This window comes from Streptomyces poriticola, from assembly GCF_036689765.1.
GTDB classification, from domain to species: domain Bacteria; phylum Actinomycetota; class Actinomycetes; order Streptomycetales; family Streptomycetaceae; genus Streptomyces; species Streptomyces poriticola.
Map to the genome: position 1 here is coordinate 39,345 of NZ_JBAGKH010000031.1, position 20,309 is coordinate 59,653.

Below are 20,309 nucleotides of genomic sequence, written 5' to 3' on the forward strand. Positions count from 1 at the left end.
AGGAGACCGTCCGACGCACGGTCCGACGCACCGTCCGATGTACCGACCGATGCACCGTCCGATGTACCGACCGATGCACCCACCGGTGAAGACCGCCCGTCCCGCGAGGAGCAGATATGACCGACCACGACCGGCCCACCGACACCACTCTCGACCTCGGCCCGCAGACCCGTGCCGTCGCGCGCCTCGCGGACGGGGTCGACGACGCGCAGCTCACCGGCCCGACGCCGTGCCCGGAGATGGCGGTGCGCCATCTGCTCGGCCATCTGACCGGCCTGTCCGTCGCCTTCCGGGACGCGGGGCGCAAGGACCTGGGCGCCACCACCGACACCGCCCCGGGGTCGGCGCTGCCCGACATCGGCCCCGGCTGGCGCGAGGACCTGCGCAAGGCGCTCGACGAGCTCGCCGAGGCGTGGCGCGACCCGGCGGCGTGGACCGGCATGACCCGGGCCGGCGGCGTCGACCTGCCCGGAGAGGTCGCCGGTGTCGTCGTCGCCGACGAACTCGTGATCCACGGCTGGGACCTGGCCCGCGCGACCGGCCAGGAGTACACGCCCGACCCCGCCGCGCTCCAGGCCTCGTACGGCCTGCTGCGTGCAGCGGCCGAGGAGCCGGACCGCGACCCCGGCCTGTTCGGTCCCGTGGTCTCCGTCCCGGACGGCGCACCGCTGCTGGACCGTGCGGTGGGACTGAGCGGACGGGACCCGGCCTGGACCCCGTGACGGACGGCGGACTCAGCTGCCGAGCGCCGCCTGCATCATCGCCTTGGCCACCGGGGCCGCCAGGCCGTTTCCGCTGACCTCGGAGCGGGCCGCGTCCGACTGCTCGACCATGACCGCGACGGCCACCTCCTCGCCCGTGGTGTCCGACTTGGCGTACGAGGTGAACCAGGCGTACGGGATCTTGCTGTTGTTCTCGCCGTGCTGGGCGGTACCCGTCTTGCCGCCCACCGTCGCGCCGGACATCCGCGCGTTCGAGCCCGTGCCCTCCTCCACCACGGTCTGCATGGCCGACTGCAACTGCCCCGCGGTGTCGGAGCCGACGACCCGCTCGGTCCGCGCACCGTCGTCGTAGTCCTGCAGCACGTCGCCGCTGCCGTCGGTGAGCTGCGACACCATGTGCGGAGACACCAGCTCGCCGCCGCTCGCGATGACCGCCGACACCATCGCCATCTGCAGCGGCGTCGCCGTCACATCGAACTGGCCGATGCCGGTCAGAGCGGTCTGCGGCCGGTCCATGTCCTCGGGGTACACGCTGGGGTACGCGCGTACCGGGACGTCCTGCGTCGTGTCGTTGAAGCCGAACTTCTCCGCCATCGCCCGCACCTTGTCCTGTCCCAGGTCCACGGCCATCTTGGCGAACACGTTGTTGCAGGAGTACTGCAGGGCGGTGCGGATCGTGGCGTTCTCGCAGGGAGCGCTGGGGTTCTCGTTGCTCAGCACCCGGTCGGTGTCCGGCAGGGTGTACGGATCGGGGCTGTCGGTGCGCTCGTCCACGGAGCCGTACAGCCCGTCCTCCAGTGCGGCCGCCGCCACCACCAGCTTGAACGTCGAGCCCGGCGGCAGCGGCTGCCGCAGCGCGCGGTTGGTCAGCGGCTTGTCCTCGTCCGCGTTGAGCTCCTTCCACGCCGCACCGGCGGTGTCGGCGTCGGTCAGCGACGACGGATCGTACGACGGCGTCGACACCACTCCGAGGATCCTGCCGGTCTTCGGGTCGAGGGCGACGGCCGCGCCCTTCTTGTCGCCGAGTGCCTCCAGACCGGCCTTCTGCACCGCCGGATCGATGGTGGTGACCACGTTGCCGGGCTCGGACCGGCGGTCCGTGATCGTGTCCATGACGTTCCCGAGCCGCGGATCGGCGCCGTTGAGGACGTCCTCGTAGATGCCCTCCAGCTGCGTCGGCGCGTAGGCCTGCGACGCATACCCCGTGACCGCCGCATACAGTTCGCCGTCCTCGTACGTCCGCTTGTACGCGAGGTCGCTCCCCTCCGTCCGTGCCGATCCGGTGACCGACTCCCCGGCCACGATGATGTTCCCGAGCGGCTCCGCGTACGTCCTGATCGCGTTGCGCCGGTTGTCCGTGTCGTCCGCGAGCGCCCGGCTCTCGTAGAACTGCACCCAGGTCGCCCTGACCAGCAGGGCGAGCACCAGGAGCAGCGTGAAGACCGAGGCGCGCCTGATCGTCTTGTTCATCCCGCTGGAGGGACGAGCGGAAGGGAGGGAATCGTTCCCTTCCGGCCGGGTCCATCCGGTTTTCTCATCGCCCGTTCATGAAGCCGGAGGCGAACCCGGCCTCGTAGGCCAGGATGACCGCCTGGGTGCGGTCCCGGGCGCCGGTCTTCGCCGGCACCGACGCCACCTGGGTCCTCGCCGCAGCCGGACCCACCCCCGTCCGCCGCGCGAACTCCGGGGTCGGTCTCCGGCACCCGGCGCGCCGCGCTCGCCTGCAGCGTGACCGCGCCCAGCGCGTGCCCGACGGAGCCGTGCAGCTCGCGTGCGAGCCGGTTGCGCACGGCGAGCCGGAGTCAGAGCCTGCGGGTTGCCAGTCCCAGCCGCTCGCGGGCGTCGAACAGGGCGTCCTTCACCAGCTGTTCGTGCGCGGGCGTCAGCCGTGCCGCCGGCACCGAGCAGCTGACCGCGTCCCGCGCGGGGGTGCGGTAGGGGATCGCGACGCCGAAGCAGCGCAGCCCCAGCGTGTTCTCCTCACGGTCCACGGCGAAGCCCTGCTCCCGGACCTGGTGCAGCTCCTCGATGAGCTGCTCCCGGTCGGTGATGGTGTGTTCGGTGACAGCGGGCAGGGTCTCCGGCAGGAGCTCGCGGACCCGGTCGTCGGAGTAGGTGCTCAGCAGCGCCTTGCCCAGCGAGGTGGAGTGCGCGGGCAGCCGGCGGCCGACCCGGGTGAACGGGCGGAGGTGGTGCTGGGACTGACGGGTGGCGAGATAGACGACGCTGGTGCCGTCCAGGCGGGCGAGGTGGATGGTCTCCGCGGTGTCGTCGGAGAGCCGGTCCAGCGTCGGCCGGGCCGCGGCCACCACCTCGTCGCCGTCGATGTAGGAGGTGCCGACCAGCAGGGCGCGTACGCCGATGCCGTACCGGGTGCCGGTCGCGTCGGTCTCCACCCAGCCCAGCTCGACCAGCGTGCGCAGCAGCATGTACAGGCTGGACTTGGGATAGCCGACGGCCTCCTGGACCGAGGCGAGGGAGTGCATGCCGGGGCGGCCGGCGAAGTACTCGAGCAGTTCCACGGTCCGCACCGCGGATTTGACCTGGGCCCCGCCGCCTGTCCCGGCTGCCGACATCGCCCTCGACCCCTTCTTCGACGGGTGGCTGGAGTTGTGGTGGGAGTTGTAGTCTCCGAGCGTTCATCATCAGAGACAGCGTTCAATATACCGAACGCCCCCAGAGGTGGGAGGGACTCGCGGTGGCAGCAGCACCAGTCTGGAGCGTCGACCCCCGGACCGGGAAGCAGCGGGAACAGGTTGCGGTGGCGGCCACGGGCCAGGAGGTGGACGCCGTCGTACGGGCCGCGCACGCCGCGCGGGACGCGCTCGCCGACCGCACCGTCCGCGCCGCGTTCCTGCGCACCGCCGCCGACGAGCTGGAGGCCGCCCGGGACGGCCTGATCGAGGCCGCCGACGCCGAGACCGCGCTCGGCCCGGTCCGGCTCACCGGCGAACTCGCCCGCACCTGCTATCAGCTGAGGTCGTTCGCCGGCATCGTCGAGGAGGGTGCCTTCCTCGATGTCGTCATCGACCACCCCGACGGCACCGCCACTCCGCCCGTCCCCGACCTGCGCCGCTACAAGGTGCCCCTCGGAGTCGTCGCCGTCTACGCGGCCTCCAACTTCCCGTTCGCCTTCTCCGTGCCCGGCGGCGACACCGCCAGTGCGCTCGCGGCGGGCTGCCCGGTCGTGGTCAAGGCGCACCCCGACCATCCGGCGCTGTCCGAACTGGTGGCCAAGGTGCTGCGGCGGGCCGCCGCCCGGCACGGCCTCCCCGAGGGCGCCCTCGGACTGGTCCACGGCTTCGACGCGGGCCTGGAGCTGATCCGGCACCCGCTGGTCGCGGCGGCGGGCTTCACCGGTTCCGTCCGGGGCGGCCGGGCGCTGTTCGACGCGGCGGCGGCCCGCCCGGTACCCGTCCCCTTCCACGGCGAACTGGGCTCCCTCAACCCGGTCCTGGTCACCGAGGCGGCGGCGGCCGAGCGCGCCGAGGCCGTCGGCACCGGGCTGGCCGGCTCGATGACGCTGGGCGTCGGCCAGTTCTGCGTCAAGCCGGGCCTGGTCCTGGTGCCCTCGGGGGCTGCCGGTGACGGCCTGGTCAAGGCGCTCACCGAGGCCGTCAGCGACACCGAGGCCGGGGTGCTGCTCGACCACCGTATGCGGGACGCCTTCCTGACCGGGGTCGCCGAGCGCGCCGCCCTGCCCGGGGTGGAGTCCCCGGTGACGCCGGGCGCGGGCGGCGAGCACACCGTCGGCGCCGGGTTCCTGACCGTCCCGGCGGCGCGGCTGGCCGCGGAGGGCGAGCACGACCTGCTGCTGGAGGAGTGCTTCGGACCGGTCACCGTGGTGGCCCGCTACACGGACGAGGCCGAGGCGCGGGCCGTGCTGGCGCGGCTGCCGGGCAACCTGACGGCGACCGTGCAGCTGTCCGAGGAGGAGGCCGCGGGCGACGGGCGCGGTGCGGAGCTGCTCGCCGAGCTGACGCCGCTGGCCGGGCGCGTCCTGGTGAACGGCTGGCCGACCGGCGTGGCGGTGGCGCCCGCCCAGCACCACGGCGGCCCCTACCCGGCGACCACCTCCACCTCCACCTCGGTGGGCGGCACGGCGATCGAGCGCTGGCTGCGCCCGGTGGTGTACCAGGGGGCGCCCGAGGCCCTGCTCCCGCCGGAGCTGCACGACGCCAACCCGCTGGGACTGCCGCGGCGGTACGACGGGCGGCTGGAGCGCTGAGCGCTCCGCCGGGGGTGCCGCGACATGCGGTCGGTCCGTGCCGCGATGCGTGACCGGCCCGCTGCGGCGCCGTCGTGGCCCGGTGCGCAGTTCCCCGCGCCCCTTCGCGGAGCCACCGAACCGCAGCCGGGCAGTGGTCCTGAGCGCGTCGCCGCAGGTGGGCGGGGTTATATAAGGATTGCTTAGGGGAAGCGCGTAGAAATACGCAATGGACGGGGGGTTCGGTTCGGCCCCAGAGTGGTGCCATGGAGACCTTCGAGAATCTCGTCCGTGCCGAGTTCGCCCCGGAGAACACCTATCTGAACACCGCCGGGACCGGGCTGCTGCCCGCCCGCACCGTCGCCGCCGTACGGGACGCCGTGGCGTCCGCCGCGACCGGCCGGCCGCTGGACATGTTCGCCGATGTCCAGGCGAGCCGGGCGTCCTTCGCCCGGATCGCCGGGGTGCCGGTCACCCGGGTCGCGGCAGGGGCCTCCGTCGCCGTCTACAGCGGGCTGGTCGCGGCCTCGCTGCCGCAGGGGGCCGAAGTCCTGACCGCGGAAGGGGACTTCAGCTCCCTGGTCAACCCCTTCCATGTGCGCGGCGACCTCAAGGTGCGCAGCGTGCCGCTGGAGCGGCTCGCCGAGTCGGTCGGCTCGGACACCGCGCTCGTCGCGGTCAGCTCCGTCCAGTCTGTCGACGGACGGCTCGCCGATCTGGCCGCGCTGCGCGACGCCACCCGGGCGCACGGGGCGCGGCTGCTGATCGACGCCTCCCAGTCGGCCGGGTGGCTGCCGGTGCCGGCCGACGACGCCGACTATGTGGTGGCGGTCGCCTACAAGTGGGTGCTCTGCCCGCGCGGCGTCGCCTTCCTGATCGCACCGGCGGACTTCGGCGGGCTGACACCGCTGTTCGCCGGCTGGGCGGCGGGGGAGCACCCCTGGCGGAGCACCTACGGCCCGGTCGAGGAACTCGCCCGCTCCGCCCGCCGGTTCGACGAGAGTCCCGCGCTGCTGTCCTACACCGGTGCCCGGCACTCGCTGGCGCTCATCGAGGAGCTCGGGACGGACGCCGTGCGCGCCCACGACCTCGCCCTCGCCGACCGGTTCCGGGAGGGGCTGCGGTCCCTGGGGCACGAGCCGGTGCCCGCGCCGGGCTCCGCGATCGTGTCCGTTCCCGGGCTGGGCCACCGGCAGGGCGAGGTGAGCCGCGCCGGTGTGGAGGTCTCCGACCGGGCGGGCAACCTGCGTGCGGCGTTCCACCTGTACAACACCGCCGCCGACGTGGACCGGCTGCTGGACGTGCTCTCCGGCTGACCGCCGCCCGCCCGGCCGCCGGGAGACGCAGCCGGGCCGGTCCCTCTCGTCCCACACGAAGAGGCACCGGCCCGGCGGTCCCGCAGGGCGGAGCGGCGTCAGACGGTCACTTCACCGGGGTGAAGTCCCGCGCACCGATGAAGTCCGGCCGGCGGATCGGCGCCGCGAACGGCTCCACGGCCGTGTTCTCCACGCTGTTGAACACGATGAAGACGTTGCTGCGCGGGAACGGCGTGATGTTGTCGCCCGAGCCGTGCATGCAGTTGCAGTCGAACCAGGTCGCCGAACCGGCCTTGCCCGTGAACAGCTTGATGCCGTACTCGGAGGCCATCTCGGTCAGCGCCTCGTCGGAGGGCGTGCCCGCGTCCTGCATCTGCAGCGACTTCTTGTAGTTGTCCTTGGGCGTGGCTCCCGCGCACCCGAGGAACGTCCGGTGCGACCCCGGCATGATCATGAGGCCGCCGTTGGTGTCGTAGTTCTCGGTCAGCGCGATCGAGACGGACACCGTGCGCATCCGGGGCAGCCCGTCCTCGGCGTGCCAGGTCTCGAAGTCCGAGTGCCAGTAGAAGCCACTGGCACCGAACCCCGGCTTGACGTTGATCCGCGACTGGTGGACGTAGACGTCCGAGCCGAGGATCTGCCGGGCGCGGCCGACGACCCGCTCGTCGCGCACCAGATTCGCGAACAGCTCGCTGATCCGGTGCACCTCGAAGACGGAGCGGATCTCCTTCGACTGCGGCTCGACGATCGAGCGCTCGTCGTCGCGGATCCGGGGGTCGGTGACCAGCCGGTTGAGCTCGTCACGGTAGACGGCGACCTCGTCCTCGGTGATCAGCTGGTCGATGGCGAGGAAGCCGTCGCGTTCGAAGGACTGCAGGTCGCCGGGCACGATCGGCCCGGGCGCGTCAGGCGCGCCCCAGACGACCGGGTCCTGCCGGGGGGTGGACACCTCGGTGGTGCCTCGGCTGGGGTAGAGATCGGTGACGGTCGCGGTCACGGGGACTCACACCTCCTCGGTGAGCAGCGGGTAGACGCCGTTCTCGTCGTGGTCCTCCCGTCCGGTGACGGGCGGGTTGAAGACACAGATGCAGCGGAAGTCCTCCTTCACGCGCAGCGTGTGCCTCTCGTGCCCGTCCAGGAGGTACATGGTTCCGGGCGTGATGGTGTACGTCTGCCCGGTCTCGCGGTCGGTCAGCTCGGCCTCGCCCTCGACACAGACGACGGCCTCGATGTGGTTGGCGTACCACATCGACGTCTCCGTACCCGCGTACAGGACCGTCTCGTGGAGGGAGAAGCCGACCTTCTCCTTGGCGAGGACGATCCGCTTGCTCTCCCACGTCCCGGACGCTGATTTCACGTGCCGGTCGGTGCCTTCGATGTCCTGGAAAGAACGGACGATCACGGTGTTGCGATGCCTCCTCGGTGAGTGTTGCGTGAGTCCGGCGGGCGGGAGCCCGCCGGACGGGTCAGGCGGTCTCGCGGACGGCGCGGGCGAGGGTCTTCAGGCCCTCCTCCAGCTCGTCGGGGGTGATGGTAAGGGCGGGGAGCAGCTTGACGACCTCGCTCTCCGGGCCGGAGGTCTCCACCAGCAGCCCGAGCTCGAAGGCGCGCTTGGCGATCTTTCCGGCCCGCTCCTTGTCGTGGAACTCCATGCCCCACACCAGGCCGCGGCCCCGGTACTCCTTCACGTCGGCGAGGTTCTCCTCGGTGATGGAGATCATGTGCTGCTCGACCTGCTCACCGCGGGCGCGGGTCTGCTTCTCCATCGCCGACCCGTCGGCCCAGTAGGCCTCCAGCGTGGCGGTGGCGGTGACGAAGGCCGGGTTGTTGCCGCGGAAGGTGCCGTTGTGCTCGCCCGGCTCCCAGACGTCCAGCTCGGGCTTGAACAGGGTCAGCGCCATCGGCAGGCCGTAGCCGCTGATCGACTTGGAGACGGTGACGATGTCCGGCGTGATGCCCGCCTCCTCGAAGGAGAAGAACGCGCCGGTACGGCCGCAGCCCATCTGGATGTCGTCGACGATCAGCAGCATGTCCTGGCGCTCGCACAGGTCGGCCAGGGCACGCAGCCACTCGGGCCGGGCCACGTTGATGCCGCCCTCGCCCTGCACGGTCTCGACGATCACGGCGGCCGGCTTGTTCAGGCCGGAGCCCTGGTCCTCCAGCAGCCGCTCGAACCACAGGAAGTCCTCGACGGTGCCGTCGAAGTAGTTGTCGAACGGCATCGGCGTGCCGTGCACCAGCGGGATGCCGGCGCCGGCCCGCTTGAAGGCGTTGCCGGTCACCGCGAGCGAGCCCAGCGACATGCCGTGGAAGGCGTTGGTGAAGGACACGATGGCCTCGCGGCCCTTGACCTTCCGTGCCAGCTTCAGGGCGGACTCCACGGCGTTGGTGCCGGTCGGGCCCGGGAACATGACCTTGTAGGGCAGGTCACGCGGGCGCAGGACCAGGTTCTGGAAGGTCTCCAGGAAGCGGCGCTTGGCCGTGGTCGACATGTCGAGACCGTGCGTGACGCCGTCCCGCTCCAGGTAGTCGATCAGCGCGCGTTTCAGCACGGGGTTGTTGTGGCCGTAGTTGAGCGACCCCGCTCCGGCGAAGAAGTCGAGGTACTCGTGGCCGTCCTCGTCGTACATGCGGCTGCCGTGCGCACGGTCGAAGACTGTGGGCCAGCCACGGCAGTAGCTGCGTACCTCGGACTCCAGGGTCTCGAAGACGCTCAGGTCGGGCTGGGTGATGGTCACGACGAATCGCTCCTCGATGCGTGAGGTTCGGTGAGTGGGGAGGTCGGTCGGAAGTCGGGGGACCGGTGCGGTGTCAGCCGACGTCGGACAGCGGTCCGATGCGGTACAGCACCTCGGGGTCGTGCGGTCCGTCGGGGAACACGCCGGTGTCGAACAGGACCTCGCGCTCCAGCGGGGCGCCATGGCGCTCGGCGAACGCGGTGAACAGCCGCTCGGACGCGGTGTTGCCGGGGGAGATGGTGGTCTCCAGGGTGCTCAGCCCGCGTTCCGCGGCGACGCGGGCGACCAACTGGTCGAGCAGGGAGGCGGCGAGCCCACGCCCACGGTACGCCTCGTCCACCGCCACCTGCCACACGAGCAGGGTGTCCGGCCGTTCCTGCCGGACGTAGCCGGTGATGAAGCCGACCGGCTCCCCGCGCTCGTCGCGGGCGACGGCCGACGTGGCGGCGAAGTCGCGGCACCACAGCAGGTAGCTGTACGACGAGTTGAGGTCGAGGGTCTTCGAATCCCTTGCTATCCGCCACAGCGCGGCGCCGTCCGCCACTCCCGGACGATCGATTTGTAGGTCTGCTTGTGCGGCAGTCATGCAAATTGAACTTACCGAGGGAAAAATGAAATTGCATCGCCGGACGGGGTTACGCGTGAGCAGATTCTGTGCTATCACGCGGGCGCGAGGGCGGTTGATGTTACTCGCCAGTATCGCCCTATTTGCCCCGGATTTAAGGGGTGAATCGGGCACGATGTGGATCGGGTCACAATCGCGTAACCCACGCGAAGTCCGCCCGAAATGACCCCTTCGCGTTATCCAAATCTTTGTGTTTAGCCTCGGGGAAAGCGGGCAGAAGAATACGGGAAGCTGCTCTCGAGTGAATATCTGAAATTGTGTTTGACGATGCCGCGCCAATTACCGTGAATTCAGACTTCCGAAACGTCGGCCGCCCGTGCTGCGCCGGGCTCTCCGTCAGCGCCGCGCCGAGCGCCGCCAGTGCGCCGAGCACCGCCCCACGGCTCGCGGCCGGCCCGTAGTGATTGACCCGGATCATCTCGAGAGTAACCGTCGCCGGCTCCACCACTCCGCCCGGACGGCTTCCGTTGCCACACCCTCACGGCCGGAACCACGGCTTCCGCCGGCTCCCGCCCCGCCGGCTCCCGCCCCGCCGGCTCCCGCCCCGGCAGCGCCGCCCGGGGACCGACAGACCGGCGCCACGGGCCCTCGAGCACCCCGGGGACCACCGTCTAAGGTGCGGAACATGAGCGATCACGCGGTGCTGCACGTCAAGGGGCGGGTGCTCGTCGGGCCGGAGGAGGTCCGGGACGAGGTGTGGGTCGTCGGCGGCCGGATCTCCTACGACCGCCCCGCCGGGGCCGCGGACGTCCGGACCGTCGCGGGCTGGGCGCTGCCCGGCCTGGTCGACGCGCACTGCCATGTGGGCCTCGACCGGCACGGCGCGGTTCCCGAGGACGTCGCCGAGAAACAGGCGCTCACCGACCGGGACGCCGGCACGCTGCTGATCCGCGACGCCGGCTCGCCCTCCGACACCCGCTGGATCGACGACCGCGAGGACCTCCCGGAGATCATCCGGGCCGGCCGGCACATTGCCCGCACCCGCCGCTACATCCGCAACTACGCCTGGGAGGTCGAGCCCGAGGACCTGGTCGCCCATGTCGCCCGGGAGGCCCGGCGCGGCGACGGCTGGGTGAAGCTGGTCGGCGACTGGATCGACCGCGAGGTGGGCGATCTGACGGCGTGCTGGCCGCGGGAGGCGGTGGCGGCGGCGATCGCCGAGGCGCACCGCCTGGGTGCGCGGGTGACGGCGCACTGCTTCGCGGAGGACTCGCTGCGGGACCTGGTGGAGTCGGGCATCGACTGCATCGAGCATGCGACGGGCCTCACGGACGATCTGATCCCGCCGTTCGTGGAGCGCGGCGTGGCGATCGTCCCGACCCTGGTCAACATCGCCACCTTCCCCGGGCTGGCCGACGGCGGCGAATCCCGGTTCCCCCGCTGGTCGGCCCATATGCGCCGGCTGCACGCCCGCCGCTACGACACCGTCCGCAACGCCTACGACGCCGGCATCCCGGTCTACGTCGGCACGGACGCGGGCGGCTCCCTCGCCCACGGCCTGGCGGCGGCGGAGGTCGCGGAGCTGGTGAAGGCGGGCATCCCGCCGGTCCGGGCGATCGCGGCGACGACCTGGGCGGCCCGCTCCTGGCTCGGCCGCCCCGGCCTGGAGGAGGGCGCCCCCGCCGACCTCGTGGTCTACGACGCGGACCCGCGCGAGGACGTCCGGGTGATGGCGGATCCACGCCGGGTGGTGCTGAACGGCCGGGTCGTGGGCTGAGCGCTGCCGGGTCGGCGGCCCAGCGCAGCCGGGCCGCGGGCGGGGGGAAGGCGAAGCCCTGATCGCGGCCGGGACGTCGTCGCCGTACTTCACGGCCTTCGCCGCCGTCGCCCCGTACCCCGCGAACGTGATCGCCGACGCACACGACAGACCCGCGTCCAGGTAGTTGCCCTCGGCCGCGTACCAGCCGCAGTCGGCCAGGTCCGCGGCCTCGCCGACCACCGGCACCAGGCCGACCCCGTCCAGCGTCGTACGGCCGATGTCCGACCACGACAGACCGAACAGACGGCCGTCGATCCGGTCGGCTTCCTCCCCCTCCTGAGGAGGGGGAGTCCTACGGCTCGCGCCGTAGGGGTTCCTGCTTCAGGGCAGGCTGCCCGCCCGGAGTGCGCCGTTGAGGTCTTGCGCCGGCTCCGCACACAGACGCCGTCAGCCCGACGGCCAGAAGTGCCAATGACACATCAAAGGGGTGGTGGATTCCGGACTTGACAGAACGTGACGAGTGAGGCCGAGTGTCGTTGTACACCAAGCGCTTGCGCCGGAGTGTCACCTCGTGCGCTCGAATGAAATCTGATGTCCCCGTGAAGATGTGGAACACCGGTGCCGGAAGAATCGAATCTGCTGACGAAAACCCCACGTTCGGGTGAAGCGCCGCGGGATTGCCGCCCATTCACTCTCCGTACGTAATTCTTACCGGGTCCCGAAGCATGTCTCGTATGGGGGTCCCACACCGTGAACGGCACCAACTTCCGTATGCCCGCACGCCGTTTCGCCGTCGTCGCGGCGGCCACTGTCCTCGCCGCCGGTCCCGCGGCTCTGGCCGGCGCCGGCTCCGCACACGCGACCGACGACGGCACGGCGAGCGCCGTCGTGCTGCGCACCGGGCTCGACGTGAGCCTGCTCAACAGGACCGTGAACGTCCCGCTCACGGTCACCCTGAACGAGGTCCGGGCGCCGCAGAGCGCCGAGAAGACCGCGCTGACCGCGACGCTCGACGGCGTCGACGGCGGAAAGCCGTTCAGCGTCCTGCGCGCGGAGGTGGCCTCGGCCCGGGCGACCGTCTCCGACGGCAGTGCCGAGGCGAGTACCCGGCTTGTCGACGCGCGTGTTCAGGTACCCGGCCTGCCGCTGCTGTCCCTGATCGAGGTCGAGGAAGTCACGTCGAAGGCGGTCTGCGCGGCCGGGGAGGAACCGGTGGCCGAGTCCGATGTGCTGGGGGCGGTCACGGTCCTCGGGAAGCGGGTGACGCTGACCGCCGGTGGTACGACGTCGGTGAAGGTGCCCGGCGTCGGTGACGTGACGCTGGATCTGTCCGAGCGGGAGACCACGTCCCGTACGGCCGCCGCGACCGCGCTGGAACTCGAGGTGTCCGTGAACCCGCTGGAGCTCAACGTGGCGGAGGTGGCGGGGGTGGTGACGCTGGCCAGGGCCACATGCGAGGCGCCTGCCGCGCCGGCCTCCGAGAATCCGCCGGAGCCGGAGCGTACGCCGGAGGCGGCAGGGGCGGCAGCTGCCGAGCCCGCGGGCGAGGTGAGGCCCCAGGGCGCCAAGGCCGAGGCGGACCTTGCGGAGACCGGCGGCAGCGCGATGACGCCGTACGTCGCGGGTGGTGCGGTGGCCCTGTTGGCGGTCGGCGGGGGAGCGGTGGCGGTCGCCCGGCGCAGGGGGTGACGTCCGCGGTGGCGCGCCTGCGGGGTGGTGGGGCCTCGCGCCCGCGCGGCGGAGCAGCACATCGAGCAGCAGCCCCGCGCCCTCAGGTCCGCTCCACCACCCCCCTCAGGGCCGAGAGGAACCCGTCGGTCGTCACCCGGTCCCGTACCGCCAGCCGGAGCCATTCCTCGCCCAGCCCGGGGAAGGTGTCCCCCCGCCGGACCGCGTACCCCAGGTCACGCAGGTGCCGGCGGACGGCGGCGGCTCCCGGCAGCCGTACGAGGACGAAGGGGCCCTCGGCCGGTTCCACCACCCGCACCCCCGGCACGGCCGCGAGGCCCGCCGTCAGGTGGGCGCGGTCGGCCGCGATGCGGTGGGCCGCGTGGGCCGCCTCCGCCAGGGCGCGCGGCGCGACGCACGCCTCCGCGGCGGCCAGCGCGGGTGTGGACACCGGCCACAGGGGCTGGGCGCGCTCCAGTTCGGCGACGGTCTGCGCAGCGGCCAGGACGTAGCCGATGCGCAGCCCGGCCAGCCCCCAGGTCTTCGTCAGACTGCGCAGCACGACCAGCCCCGGCACGTCGGTCCGCCCGGCCAGGGCCTCCCGCTCGCCGGGCACCGCGTCCATGAACGCCTCGTCCACCACCAGCGTCCGCCCGGGGCGGGCGAGCCCGGCGACGGTGCCGGCCGGGTGCAGGACCGACGTCGGGTTCGTCGGGTTGCCGACCACCACCAGGTCCGCGTCCTCGGGAACCGCCGCCGGATCGAGCCGGAAGCCGTCCTCCGGCCGCAGCAGCACCCGGTCCACGGTGTGCCCCGCGTCCCGCAGCGCCGCCTCCGGCTCGGTGAACTGCGGGTGTACGACGACCGGTCGACGGACCTTCAGCGCCCGTGCCAGCAGCACGAAGGCCTCCGCCGCACCCGCCGTCAGCAGCACCCGCTGCACCGGCAGCCCGTGCCGCGCCGCAACCGCAGCCCGCGCGGCCCGCCCGTCCGGGTAGGCCGCGAGCGCGCCCAGCGAGGCGGCGATGCGCTCGCGCAGCCATGCCGGGGGCGTGTCCGCACGGACGTTCACCGCCAGGTCGACCAGTGCCGCGCCGTCGTCGCGGATCTCGGCGTCCCCGTGGTGCCCGAGGTCGGGCCCGCTCTCCCCGTCGTCAGTGCGCATGGGAGTGCACATGGCCGTGCTGGTGCCCGTGCCCGTGCCCGTGCCCGTGATGGTGGTGGCCGTCGTCGTCGGGGTGGAAGTGCGGCTGCTGCGGCAGCCCCACCTTGTCCTCGAAGCCCGGCAGCGCGATCCGGTACACGCACGAGTCGCAGTTCATCCGCAGATCGCCCCTGACCGCCTCCTCGTACCGCTCCCACACCAGGTCCAGCAGCTCCGGCTCCGGCCCGATGACGTCCGCCGACCGCACCTCCGTCCCCGGGTGCGCGGCAGCCCACTCCTCCGTCTGCCGCCGCACCCGGTCCGGAAGGATCCCGGTGAACAGGAAGTAGGGGAGTACGACGATCCTGCGCGCCCCCAGCCGCGCGCACCGGTCCAGCCCGCCGGGCACGTCCGGCCGCGCCAGCGACACGAAAGCCGTCTCCACCCCGGCGAAGCCGCGCCCCTCCCACAGCAGCCGCGCCGCCTTGTGCACCTCGGCGTTGGCGTCCGGGTCCGTGGAGCCCCGCCCCACCAGCAGCACCGTCACCTCGGAACGCTCCCAGGAGGGGTCGACCGCCTCCTCCAGCCGCCGCTCCAGCACGCTCAGCAGCGACGGGTGCGGGCCCAGCGGGCGCCCGTAGGCGTACGAGATCCCCGGGTGGCGCTCCTTCTCCCGGGCCAGCGCCGCCGGGATGTCGCCCTTGGCGTGCCCGGCGGACACCAGCATCAGCGGCACCGCGGCGAACCGGCGCACCCCCCGCTCCACCAGTCCGGTGACCGCCTCGCCCAGCGGCGGCGGGGACAGCTCGATGAAGCCGCCCGCGACGGGCAGCTCGGGGTGGCGGCGGCCCAGCTCCCGCACGAAGTCGCGGAACGCCTCGGCTCCGGCCTCGTCCCGGGTGCCGTGGCCGGCGATGAGCAGGGCGGGCGGAGTGGTCACGGTTTCTCCTCAGAGGTCACGGGGTGGTACAGCAGGGCGTTGAGCGCGGCGGCGGCCACCGCCGACCCGCCCTTCTCGGACACGTTGCTCACGGCGGGCAGGCCGCTCTCGCGCAGCGCGGCCTTGGACTCGGCGGCTCCGACGAAACCGACCGGCAGCCCGATGACGAGCGCCGGATCGGCGGCCAGGGTCAGCAGCTCCTCCAGCGCGGTCGGCGCACAGCCGATCACCCACAGCGCGCCGGGCCCGACCCGCTCGTACGCCAGCCGTACCGCGTGCGCCGAACGGGTCAGCCCGGGGCCGGACCCGGCCTCCCCCAGCCGGCAGACGGTCTCGCGCCGGGTGATCCCGGCCGCGACCATCTCCACGTCCACGACGACGGGCGCCCCGGCGTGCAGCGCGGCATGCGCCCGCACCAGCTCGCCCTCGTCCATGACCAGGTCGTCGGCGTACTCCAGGTCGGCCGCGGAGTGGATGACCCGCTCCACGACGGCCCGGGTCAACGGGGGGAGGTGCGAGGTGTCGAGGCGGGCGCGCAGCCGCCGGAAGGACTCCTGCTCGATGGGGTGCACGACCCGGTTCACTTCGGCTCCTCCCGGTGCTGCCAGCGGTAGCCGCGCGGCGTCACCATCCGCCCGGCGATCTCCCGGGTGGCGGTGTTGCCGACCGTCACGACCGTCATCATGTCGACCGTCGCCGGGTCGAGTTCCGACAGCGTGGTCAGCCTGCTGGACTCGTCGGCGCGGGAGGCGTTGCGCACCACACCGACGGGCGTCGACGGCTCCCGGTGCCCGGCGAGGACCGCCAGCGCCTCGGGCAGCTGCCAGTCGCGGCCCCGGCTGCGCGGGTTGTAGAACGTCACCACGATGTCGGCCTCGGCCGCCGCCCGCACCCGCCGCTCGATGACCTCCCACGGTGTGTGCAGGTCGGACAGGCTGATGGAGACATGGTCGTGGCCGAGCGGTGCCCCCAGCACCGCCCCGGCGGCCAGCGCCGCCGTCACCCCCGGCACCCCGACCACGTCGATGTCGTCGGAGGCCTCGGCGAGCGCGGGTGACGCCATGGCGTACACCCCCGCGTCCCCGCTGCCGACCAACGCCACCGCGTGCCCGCGCCGGGCCTCCTCGACGGCGGTGCGGGCACGTTCCTCCTCGGCGCCGAGCCCCGACTCGATCACCCGGGTGCCCGGCCGCAGCAGGTCCCGGATCTGGTCGACGTACTGGTCCAGGCCGACCAGCACCGACGCCCGGCGCAGCTCCGCCGCGGCCCGCGGCGTCAGCAGGTCCCGGGCGCCCGGGCCGAGCCCCACCACCGCCAGCCGCCCGCGCCCCGGCCGCCGCACCACGGCACAGGTCACCCTCGCGGGCCCGCCGTCCGCACGCTCCGATCTGCGCTTCGGCACCAGGAGTTCGCCCCCGCCGGCCAGCGCCGCCGCCTCGGCGACGGACGGGGTGCCGACCGCGGCCAGCGGTGCGTCGGACGGGTTGGGCACCGCGATCCGCGCCAGTTCCCCGGCCGGGTGCGTCACCAGCGGCACGCCGAGCCGCCCTGCCGCCGCGACCACGCCCGGCTCGTCCGCCTTGGCGTCCACGGTGGCCAGCGCGGCGACCGACGCGGCGGCCAGACCGGCGTCCCGCAGGGCGGCCTCGACCAGCCCGAGCACCTCCTCGGCCGGGGCGCCCCGGGAGGCACCGACACCGATCACCAGCGACGGCGGGCGCAGCACCACCTCCCGCTCGGCGGGCTCGACCAGACGGTCCGTCAACCGGACGGTGTACGCGCCCTCCGCGGCCAGCGGCAGCGGCGGCAGCGGCCAGGCCACCTCCGCCGCGAGCGCCACCGGCACCCCGTCCAGCAGCGCCCGCGACACGGCAGCGACATCGCCCTCCACGGGCAGCCCGAGGGTGTCCAGCCCGGGCAGCCCGGCCGCGTCGGTCGCCGTGGTGACCACCGGCTCGGCACCCAGGACCGCACCCACCTCGCGGGCCAGCTCGTTGGCCCCGCCGCCGTGCCCGCCGAGCAGCGCCACGGCGAACCGCCCGGCCTCGTCGACGCACACCACGCCCGGATCGGTCCGCTTGTCCGCCAGCAGCGGCGCCACCAGCCGGACCACGGCCCCCGTGGCCAGGAAGCACACCAGCCGCTCACACTCGCCGAACGCGGTCCTCACGGCGTCCGCCACGGAACCCTCGTACACGCGCGTGCGGTCCGGCCATGCCGCGGCCAGCCGGTCCCGCGCCACCGCCCCCGCCGCCGTGGCGGAAATCAGGCCGATCACCCGGCAACTCCTTCGGTACGGGTGTGAGGCCTCACGCCCCACAGCAGGAAAACAGGATTGGTGGCGGCGAGCCGGGTCACCTCACCCGGCAGCTGCGCCAGCCGGGACGACTGCAGCAGCACCCCTTCGCACTCCCACCCGGCACCGGTCAGCGCCTCGCGCGCCGCGGGCACCCGGTCCAGGGCGGCCAGCGCCACCACCACCGCCCGCCGTGCGCGCCGCGCACACGCCGCCACGACGGCGGGCAGGTCTCGCCCCCCGCCGCCGACGAACACCGCGTCCGGCTCGTCGAGCCCGGACAGCACCGCCGGCGCGTCGCCGTGCACCACCTGCACATCGACGCCGTGCGCGGCGGCGTTGGCGCGGATCCGCTCCACTCCGTCGGGAGTCTTCTCCACGGCGGTGACGGCGGCGCCGAGCCGTGCGCACTCCACGGCCACCGAGCCCGAGCCCGCGCCGACGTCCCAGACCAGGTCGCCGGGCCGGGGCCCGAGCCGGGCCAGCGCCAGCGCCCGCACCTCGAACTTGGTGATCATCGAGTCGCGGTGACCGAACTCGGCCTCGTCCAGCGCCCATCCGGCCGGCCGCGCCGACGGCCCCGCCACCGCGCGCGCCGGGCCCGGCGCCCGTGTCCCGTCCAGACACAGCACCACGCTCACCGCGGGCCCCCAGTCCCGGGCGGCGGCCTCGGCGGGCGTCACCCGCTCCACCCGCTCGTCCGCGGCGCCCAGCGCGGACGCCACGACCAGTACCCGGGGGTGCGCCCCGAGCGCCGCCCCCAGTTCCGCCGGCCCCGCCCCCGGCCCGGTCAGCACGGCGACCTTGGGATACGACCGGCACAGGTTCACCGCCGTGCGCAGATCCCGCCCGTGCGCGCTGGCCACCACCGCGTCGTCCCAGGGCAGCCCGGCCCGCGCGAACGCCGCGGCGACGGACGACACGCCCGGCCGCACCTGCAGCCGCTCCGGCCCGAACCGCTCGGCCAGCACCCGCACGATCCCGAAGAACCCGGGGTCCCCGGAGGCCAGCACCACCACCGGCCGTTCCTTCGCCAGGTACTCCTCGACGGCGTCGAGCGCGGGCGCCAGCGGCCCGAGCACCACCCGCTCCGCCCCGTCCGGCAGCCGCACGGCGTCCAGATGCCGCCGGCCGCCCACCACCAGCCCGGCACCGGCGAGCAGGTCCTCGGGCACCGTGCCGCCCGTGCCCGCACCCACCACGGTGATCATGTGCTCGCCCCGCGTTCCCGCAGCGCCCGGCGGGCCCGGGGGTCCGCCCTGCGGTACCCGTGGAAGTGGCCCGGGTGGTACAGGTGCGAGCGGGTGCCGTGCGCGTCCAGGGCCGGTCCGACCAGGAACAGCGTGTGCTTCCACAGCTTGTGCTCCTTGACCGTCTCCTCGAGCGTGCCGATCGTGCACCTCACGATCAGCTCCTCCGGCCAGGTGGCCTGGTACGCGACCACGACCGGCGTCGACGTCGGATAGCCGCCCTCCAGCAGCTCCCGCACCAGCTGCCCGCTGCGCGCCGCCGACAGGAACACCGCCATCGTCGTGCCGTGCCGGGCGAACTCGCGGACCTCCTCCCCGGGCGGCATCGGCGTCTTGCCGCCGCCCAGCCGGGTGAGCACCACCGACTGCGCGACCTCGGGGATGGTCAGCTCCCGCTGCGCCACCGCCGCGACCGCCGAGAAGGCGGAGACCCCGGGCACCACCTCGGTGGCGAGCCCGATCTCCGCGCACCGGTCGAGCTGCTCCTGCGTACCGCCCCACAGCGCCGGGTCCCCGGAGTGGATGCGTGCGACCTGCAGTCCCTCGTCGCGGGCGCGGTGGTAGACGGCCACCACGTCCTCCAGCGACATGGCCGCCGAGTCCAGGATCTCCGCGTCCTCCCGGGCGTGCCGGAGGACCTCCGCCTGTACCAGGCTCGCCGCCCAGATCACCACACCGGCCTCGGCGATGGCGCGTGCGGCACGGAACGTCAGCAGATCGGCGGCGCCGGGACCGGCACCGACGAAGGTCACCTTGCCGGCGGGTGTGTCGGCCATGTGGATCGGTCCTCTCGTGCGGGTGGGGTGGTGAGCGGTGGTCAGGAGTGCGCGAGCCGGTGCCCGGCGGACCGGCGCCGATCCGCTACGAAGGGCACATGGCGGTCTTCGTCGCGCTCGGCGCGTTCCTGATGACGCTCGCCGGCGGCTGGACGGCACACCGCGTGACCGACCGCCGCCATCTGGTGCTGGGTCTGGCCGGCGGGCTGATGCTCGGCGTGGTCGGCCTGGAACTCCTTCCGGAGTCCCTGGCGGCGGTCGGCGCCGAGTTCCACGGCGTACCGGTGGCACTGCTGCTCTTCGTCGCGGGTTTCCTCCTCGCCCATCTGGTGGAACGTCTGCTCGCCCACCGGCAGGCCGCCCACGGCGCGGAGGAGAGCGGCGCCCGCGTCCCGGGCGCGGGCCGCGCCCCCGAGGCCGTCCGCACTCCCGAGGTGGGCCTCGCGGCCGCCGCGGCGATGGTCGGGCACAGCGCGATGGACGGCGTGGCCATCGGCGCCGCCTTCCAGATCGGCGCCGAGATGGGCGCCGCCGTCGCGGTCGCCGTGATCGCACACGACTTCGCCGACGGCTTCAACACGTACACACTCACCCGCGTCTACGGCAACGCCCGCCGCCGCGCGCTGGTGATGCTGGGCGCGGGCGCGGTGGCCCCGGTGGCGGGCGCCGCCTCGACATCGCTGTTCACCCTCCCGGAGCCCCTGCTCGGCGGCTATCTGGGCCTGTTCGGCGGCGCGCTGCTCCATCTCGCCGCCGCCGGGATCCTGCCCGAGGCCCACCACGCGCACCCGGCCCGCTCCACGCTGCTGTGCACCATCGCCGGGGTGCTGTTCATCTGGCTGGTCGTGAGCGCCGCACACTGACCACGGAACACACACCGACCACGCGGTGCGCACCGTGCGCACCGTGCACGGTCCGCGCACCGCCA

The 20,309-nt window shown here is 73.3% G+C and carries 18 protein-coding genes and 2 pseudogenes; 6 read left to right on the top strand and 14 right to left on the bottom strand.

Annotation, left to right across the window (positions count from 1 at the left end):
- The first annotated feature begins 116 nt into the window (after positions 1–116).
- Positions 117–722 (top strand): TIGR03086 family metal-binding protein, encoded by a 606-nt coding sequence (locus V5O46_RS27035; protein ID WP_332887324.1) that lies wholly within the window; start codon positions 117–119, stop codon positions 720–722.
- Between the two features lie 12 nt (positions 723–734).
- On the opposite strand, the gene V5O46_RS27040 is transcribed toward V5O46_RS27035, so the two are convergent.
- The 4 genes and pseudogenes from V5O46_RS27040 to V5O46_RS27055 all read right to left on the bottom strand — a co-directional run bounded on the left by V5O46_RS27040 (position 735) and on the right by V5O46_RS27055 (position 3,298).
- Positions 735–2,192 (bottom strand): peptidoglycan D,D-transpeptidase FtsI family protein, encoded by a 1,458-nt coding sequence (locus V5O46_RS27040; protein ID WP_332887325.1) that lies wholly within the window; start codon positions 2,190–2,192, stop codon positions 735–737.
- A 64-nt stretch (positions 2,193–2,256) separates the two neighbouring features.
- Positions 2,257–2,406, bottom strand: a pseudogene (locus tag V5O46_RS27045) (DNA-binding response regulator); the annotation flags it as partial.
- 1 nt (position 2,407) lies between these two features.
- Positions 2,408–2,518 (bottom strand): annotated as a pseudogene (locus V5O46_RS27050) (histidine kinase dimerization/phosphoacceptor domain-containing protein); the annotation flags it as partial.
- Positions 2,519–2,524: 6 nt separating this feature from the next.
- The gene (locus V5O46_RS27055) at positions 2,525–3,298 is read right to left on the bottom strand and encodes an IclR family transcriptional regulator (RefSeq protein WP_332887326.1); all 774 of its coding nucleotides are present in this window, start codon (positions 3,296–3,298) and stop codon (positions 2,525–2,527) included.
- Between the two features lie 122 nt (positions 3,299–3,420).
- On the opposite strand from V5O46_RS27055, the gene V5O46_RS27060 reads away from it, so the two are divergent.
- Together V5O46_RS27060 and V5O46_RS27065 are read left to right on the top strand one after the other, a co-directional pair.
- Positions 3,421–4,950 (top strand): aldehyde dehydrogenase (NADP(+)), encoded by a 1,530-nt coding sequence (locus V5O46_RS27060; RefSeq protein ID WP_332887327.1) that lies wholly within the window; start codon positions 3,421–3,423, stop codon positions 4,948–4,950.
- A 245-nt stretch (positions 4,951–5,195) separates the two neighbouring features.
- The gene (locus V5O46_RS27065; protein ID WP_332887328.1) at positions 5,196–6,245 is read left to right on the top strand and encodes an aminotransferase class V-fold PLP-dependent enzyme; all 1,050 of its coding nucleotides are present in this window, start codon (positions 5,196–5,198) and stop codon (positions 6,243–6,245) included.
- A gap of 106 nt (positions 6,246–6,351) precedes the next feature.
- Here V5O46_RS27065 and thpD read toward each other — a convergent pair whose 3' ends face one another.
- From thpD to ectA, 4 genes are all read right to left on the bottom strand, one after another.
- Positions 6,352–7,242: an ectoine hydroxylase gene (thpD, locus tag V5O46_RS27070; RefSeq protein WP_332887329.1), complete on the bottom strand. Its 891-nt coding sequence runs from the start codon at positions 7,240–7,242 to the stop codon at positions 6,352–6,354.
- Between the two features lie 6 nt (positions 7,243–7,248).
- Positions 7,249–7,647, bottom strand: a complete 399-nt coding sequence (locus tag V5O46_RS27075; protein WP_332887330.1) for an ectoine synthase — start codon at positions 7,645–7,647, stop codon at positions 7,249–7,251.
- A 64-nt stretch (positions 7,648–7,711) separates the two neighbouring features.
- Positions 7,712–8,983, bottom strand: coding sequence for a diaminobutyrate--2-oxoglutarate transaminase (ectB, locus tag V5O46_RS27080; RefSeq protein ID WP_332887331.1), 1,272 nt, complete (start codon positions 8,981–8,983; stop codon positions 7,712–7,714).
- A gap of 73 nt (positions 8,984–9,056) precedes the next feature.
- On the bottom strand, positions 9,057–9,569 hold the full coding sequence (gene ectA / locus V5O46_RS27085; protein ID WP_332887332.1) for a diaminobutyrate acetyltransferase: 513 nt from the start codon (positions 9,567–9,569) through the stop codon (positions 9,057–9,059).
- A gap of 664 nt (positions 9,570–10,233) precedes the next feature.
- Between ectA and V5O46_RS27090 the strand changes: the two genes are divergently transcribed.
- Entirely contained in the window at positions 10,234–11,325 is a 1,092-nt protein-coding gene (locus tag V5O46_RS27090; RefSeq protein WP_332887333.1) for an amidohydrolase family protein, read from the top strand.
- Positions 11,326–12,057: 732 nt separating this feature from the next.
- On the top strand, positions 12,058–12,996 hold the full coding sequence (locus tag V5O46_RS27100; protein ID WP_332887334.1) for an SCO1860 family LAETG-anchored protein: 939 nt from the start codon (positions 12,058–12,060) through the stop codon (positions 12,994–12,996).
- Positions 12,997–13,078: 82 nt separating this feature from the next.
- Here the strand turns inward: V5O46_RS27100 and cobC are convergent, their stop codons facing one another.
- From cobC to cobM, 6 genes are read right to left on the bottom strand one after another with little or no spacing between them, the layout of a single operon-like run.
- Entirely contained in the window at positions 13,079–14,140 is a 1,062-nt protein-coding gene (gene cobC / locus V5O46_RS27105) for an Rv2231c family pyridoxal phosphate-dependent protein CobC (protein ID WP_332887335.1), read from the bottom strand.
- Positions 14,130–15,059, bottom strand: coding sequence for a sirohydrochlorin chelatase (locus V5O46_RS27110; protein WP_332887336.1), 930 nt, complete (start codon positions 15,057–15,059; stop codon positions 14,130–14,132). Before V5O46_RS27110 ends, cobC begins: the two co-directional genes overlap by 11 nt.
- A complete protein-coding gene (locus tag V5O46_RS27115; RefSeq protein ID WP_332887337.1) occupies positions 15,056–15,643 on the bottom strand; it encodes a precorrin-8X methylmutase in 588 nt (195 codons plus the stop codon). The genes V5O46_RS27110 and V5O46_RS27115 overlap by 4 nt, the downstream gene beginning before the upstream one ends.
- Positions 15,640–17,337 (bottom strand): precorrin-3B C(17)-methyltransferase, encoded by a 1,698-nt coding sequence (cobJ, locus tag V5O46_RS27120; RefSeq protein ID WP_332887338.1) that lies wholly within the window; start codon positions 17,335–17,337, stop codon positions 15,640–15,642. Before cobJ ends, V5O46_RS27115 begins: the two co-directional genes overlap by 4 nt.
- Positions 17,334–18,566: a precorrin-6y C5,15-methyltransferase (decarboxylating) subunit CbiE gene (gene cbiE / locus V5O46_RS27125; protein WP_332887339.1), complete on the bottom strand. Its 1,233-nt coding sequence runs from the start codon at positions 18,564–18,566 to the stop codon at positions 17,334–17,336. Before cbiE ends, cobJ begins: the two co-directional genes overlap by 4 nt.
- Positions 18,563–19,381, bottom strand: a complete 819-nt coding sequence (gene cobM, locus V5O46_RS27130) for a precorrin-4 C(11)-methyltransferase (protein ID WP_332887340.1) — start codon at positions 19,379–19,381, stop codon at positions 18,563–18,565. Before cobM ends, cbiE begins: the two co-directional genes overlap by 4 nt.
- A gap of 98 nt (positions 19,382–19,479) precedes the next feature.
- On the opposite strand from cobM, the gene V5O46_RS27135 reads away from it, so the two are divergent.
- Positions 19,480–20,244, top strand: coding sequence for a ZIP family metal transporter (locus V5O46_RS27135; protein WP_332887341.1), 765 nt, complete (start codon positions 19,480–19,482; stop codon positions 20,242–20,244).
- Positions 20,245–20,309: the final 65 nt, after the last annotated feature.

Excerpts from the sequence above, each read along its gene's own strand:
- V5O46_RS27055 (WP_332887326.1), bottom strand. The coding sequence starts at position 3,298 with ATGTCGGCAGCCGGGACAGGCGGCGGGGCCCAGGTCAAATCCGCGGTG.
- V5O46_RS27035 (WP_332887324.1), top strand. The coding sequence starts at position 117 with ATGACCGACCACGACCGGCCCACCGACACCACTCTCGACCTCGGCCCG.
- cobC (WP_332887335.1), bottom strand. The coding sequence starts at position 14,140 with ATGCGCACTGACGACGGGGAGAGCGGGCCCGACCTCGGGCACCACGGG.
- ectA (WP_332887332.1), bottom strand. The coding sequence starts at position 9,569 with ATGACTGCCGCACAAGCAGACCTACAAATCGATCGTCCGGGAGTGGCG.
- V5O46_RS27065 (WP_332887328.1), top strand. The coding sequence starts at position 5,196 with ATGGAGACCTTCGAGAATCTCGTCCGTGCCGAGTTCGCCCCGGAGAAC.
- V5O46_RS27090 (WP_332887333.1), top strand. The coding sequence starts at position 10,234 with ATGAGCGATCACGCGGTGCTGCACGTCAAGGGGCGGGTGCTCGTCGGG.
- V5O46_RS27135 (WP_332887341.1), top strand. The coding sequence starts at position 19,480 with ATGGCGGTCTTCGTCGCGCTCGGCGCGTTCCTGATGACGCTCGCCGGC.
- cbiE (WP_332887339.1), bottom strand. The coding sequence starts at position 18,566 with ATGATCACCGTGGTGGGTGCGGGCACGGGCGGCACGGTGCCCGAGGAC.
- cobM (WP_332887340.1), bottom strand. The coding sequence starts at position 19,381 with ATGGCCGACACACCCGCCGGCAAGGTGACCTTCGTCGGTGCCGGTCCC.
- V5O46_RS27040 (WP_332887325.1), bottom strand. The coding sequence starts at position 2,192 with ATGAACAAGACGATCAGGCGCGCCTCGGTCTTCACGCTGCTCCTGGTG.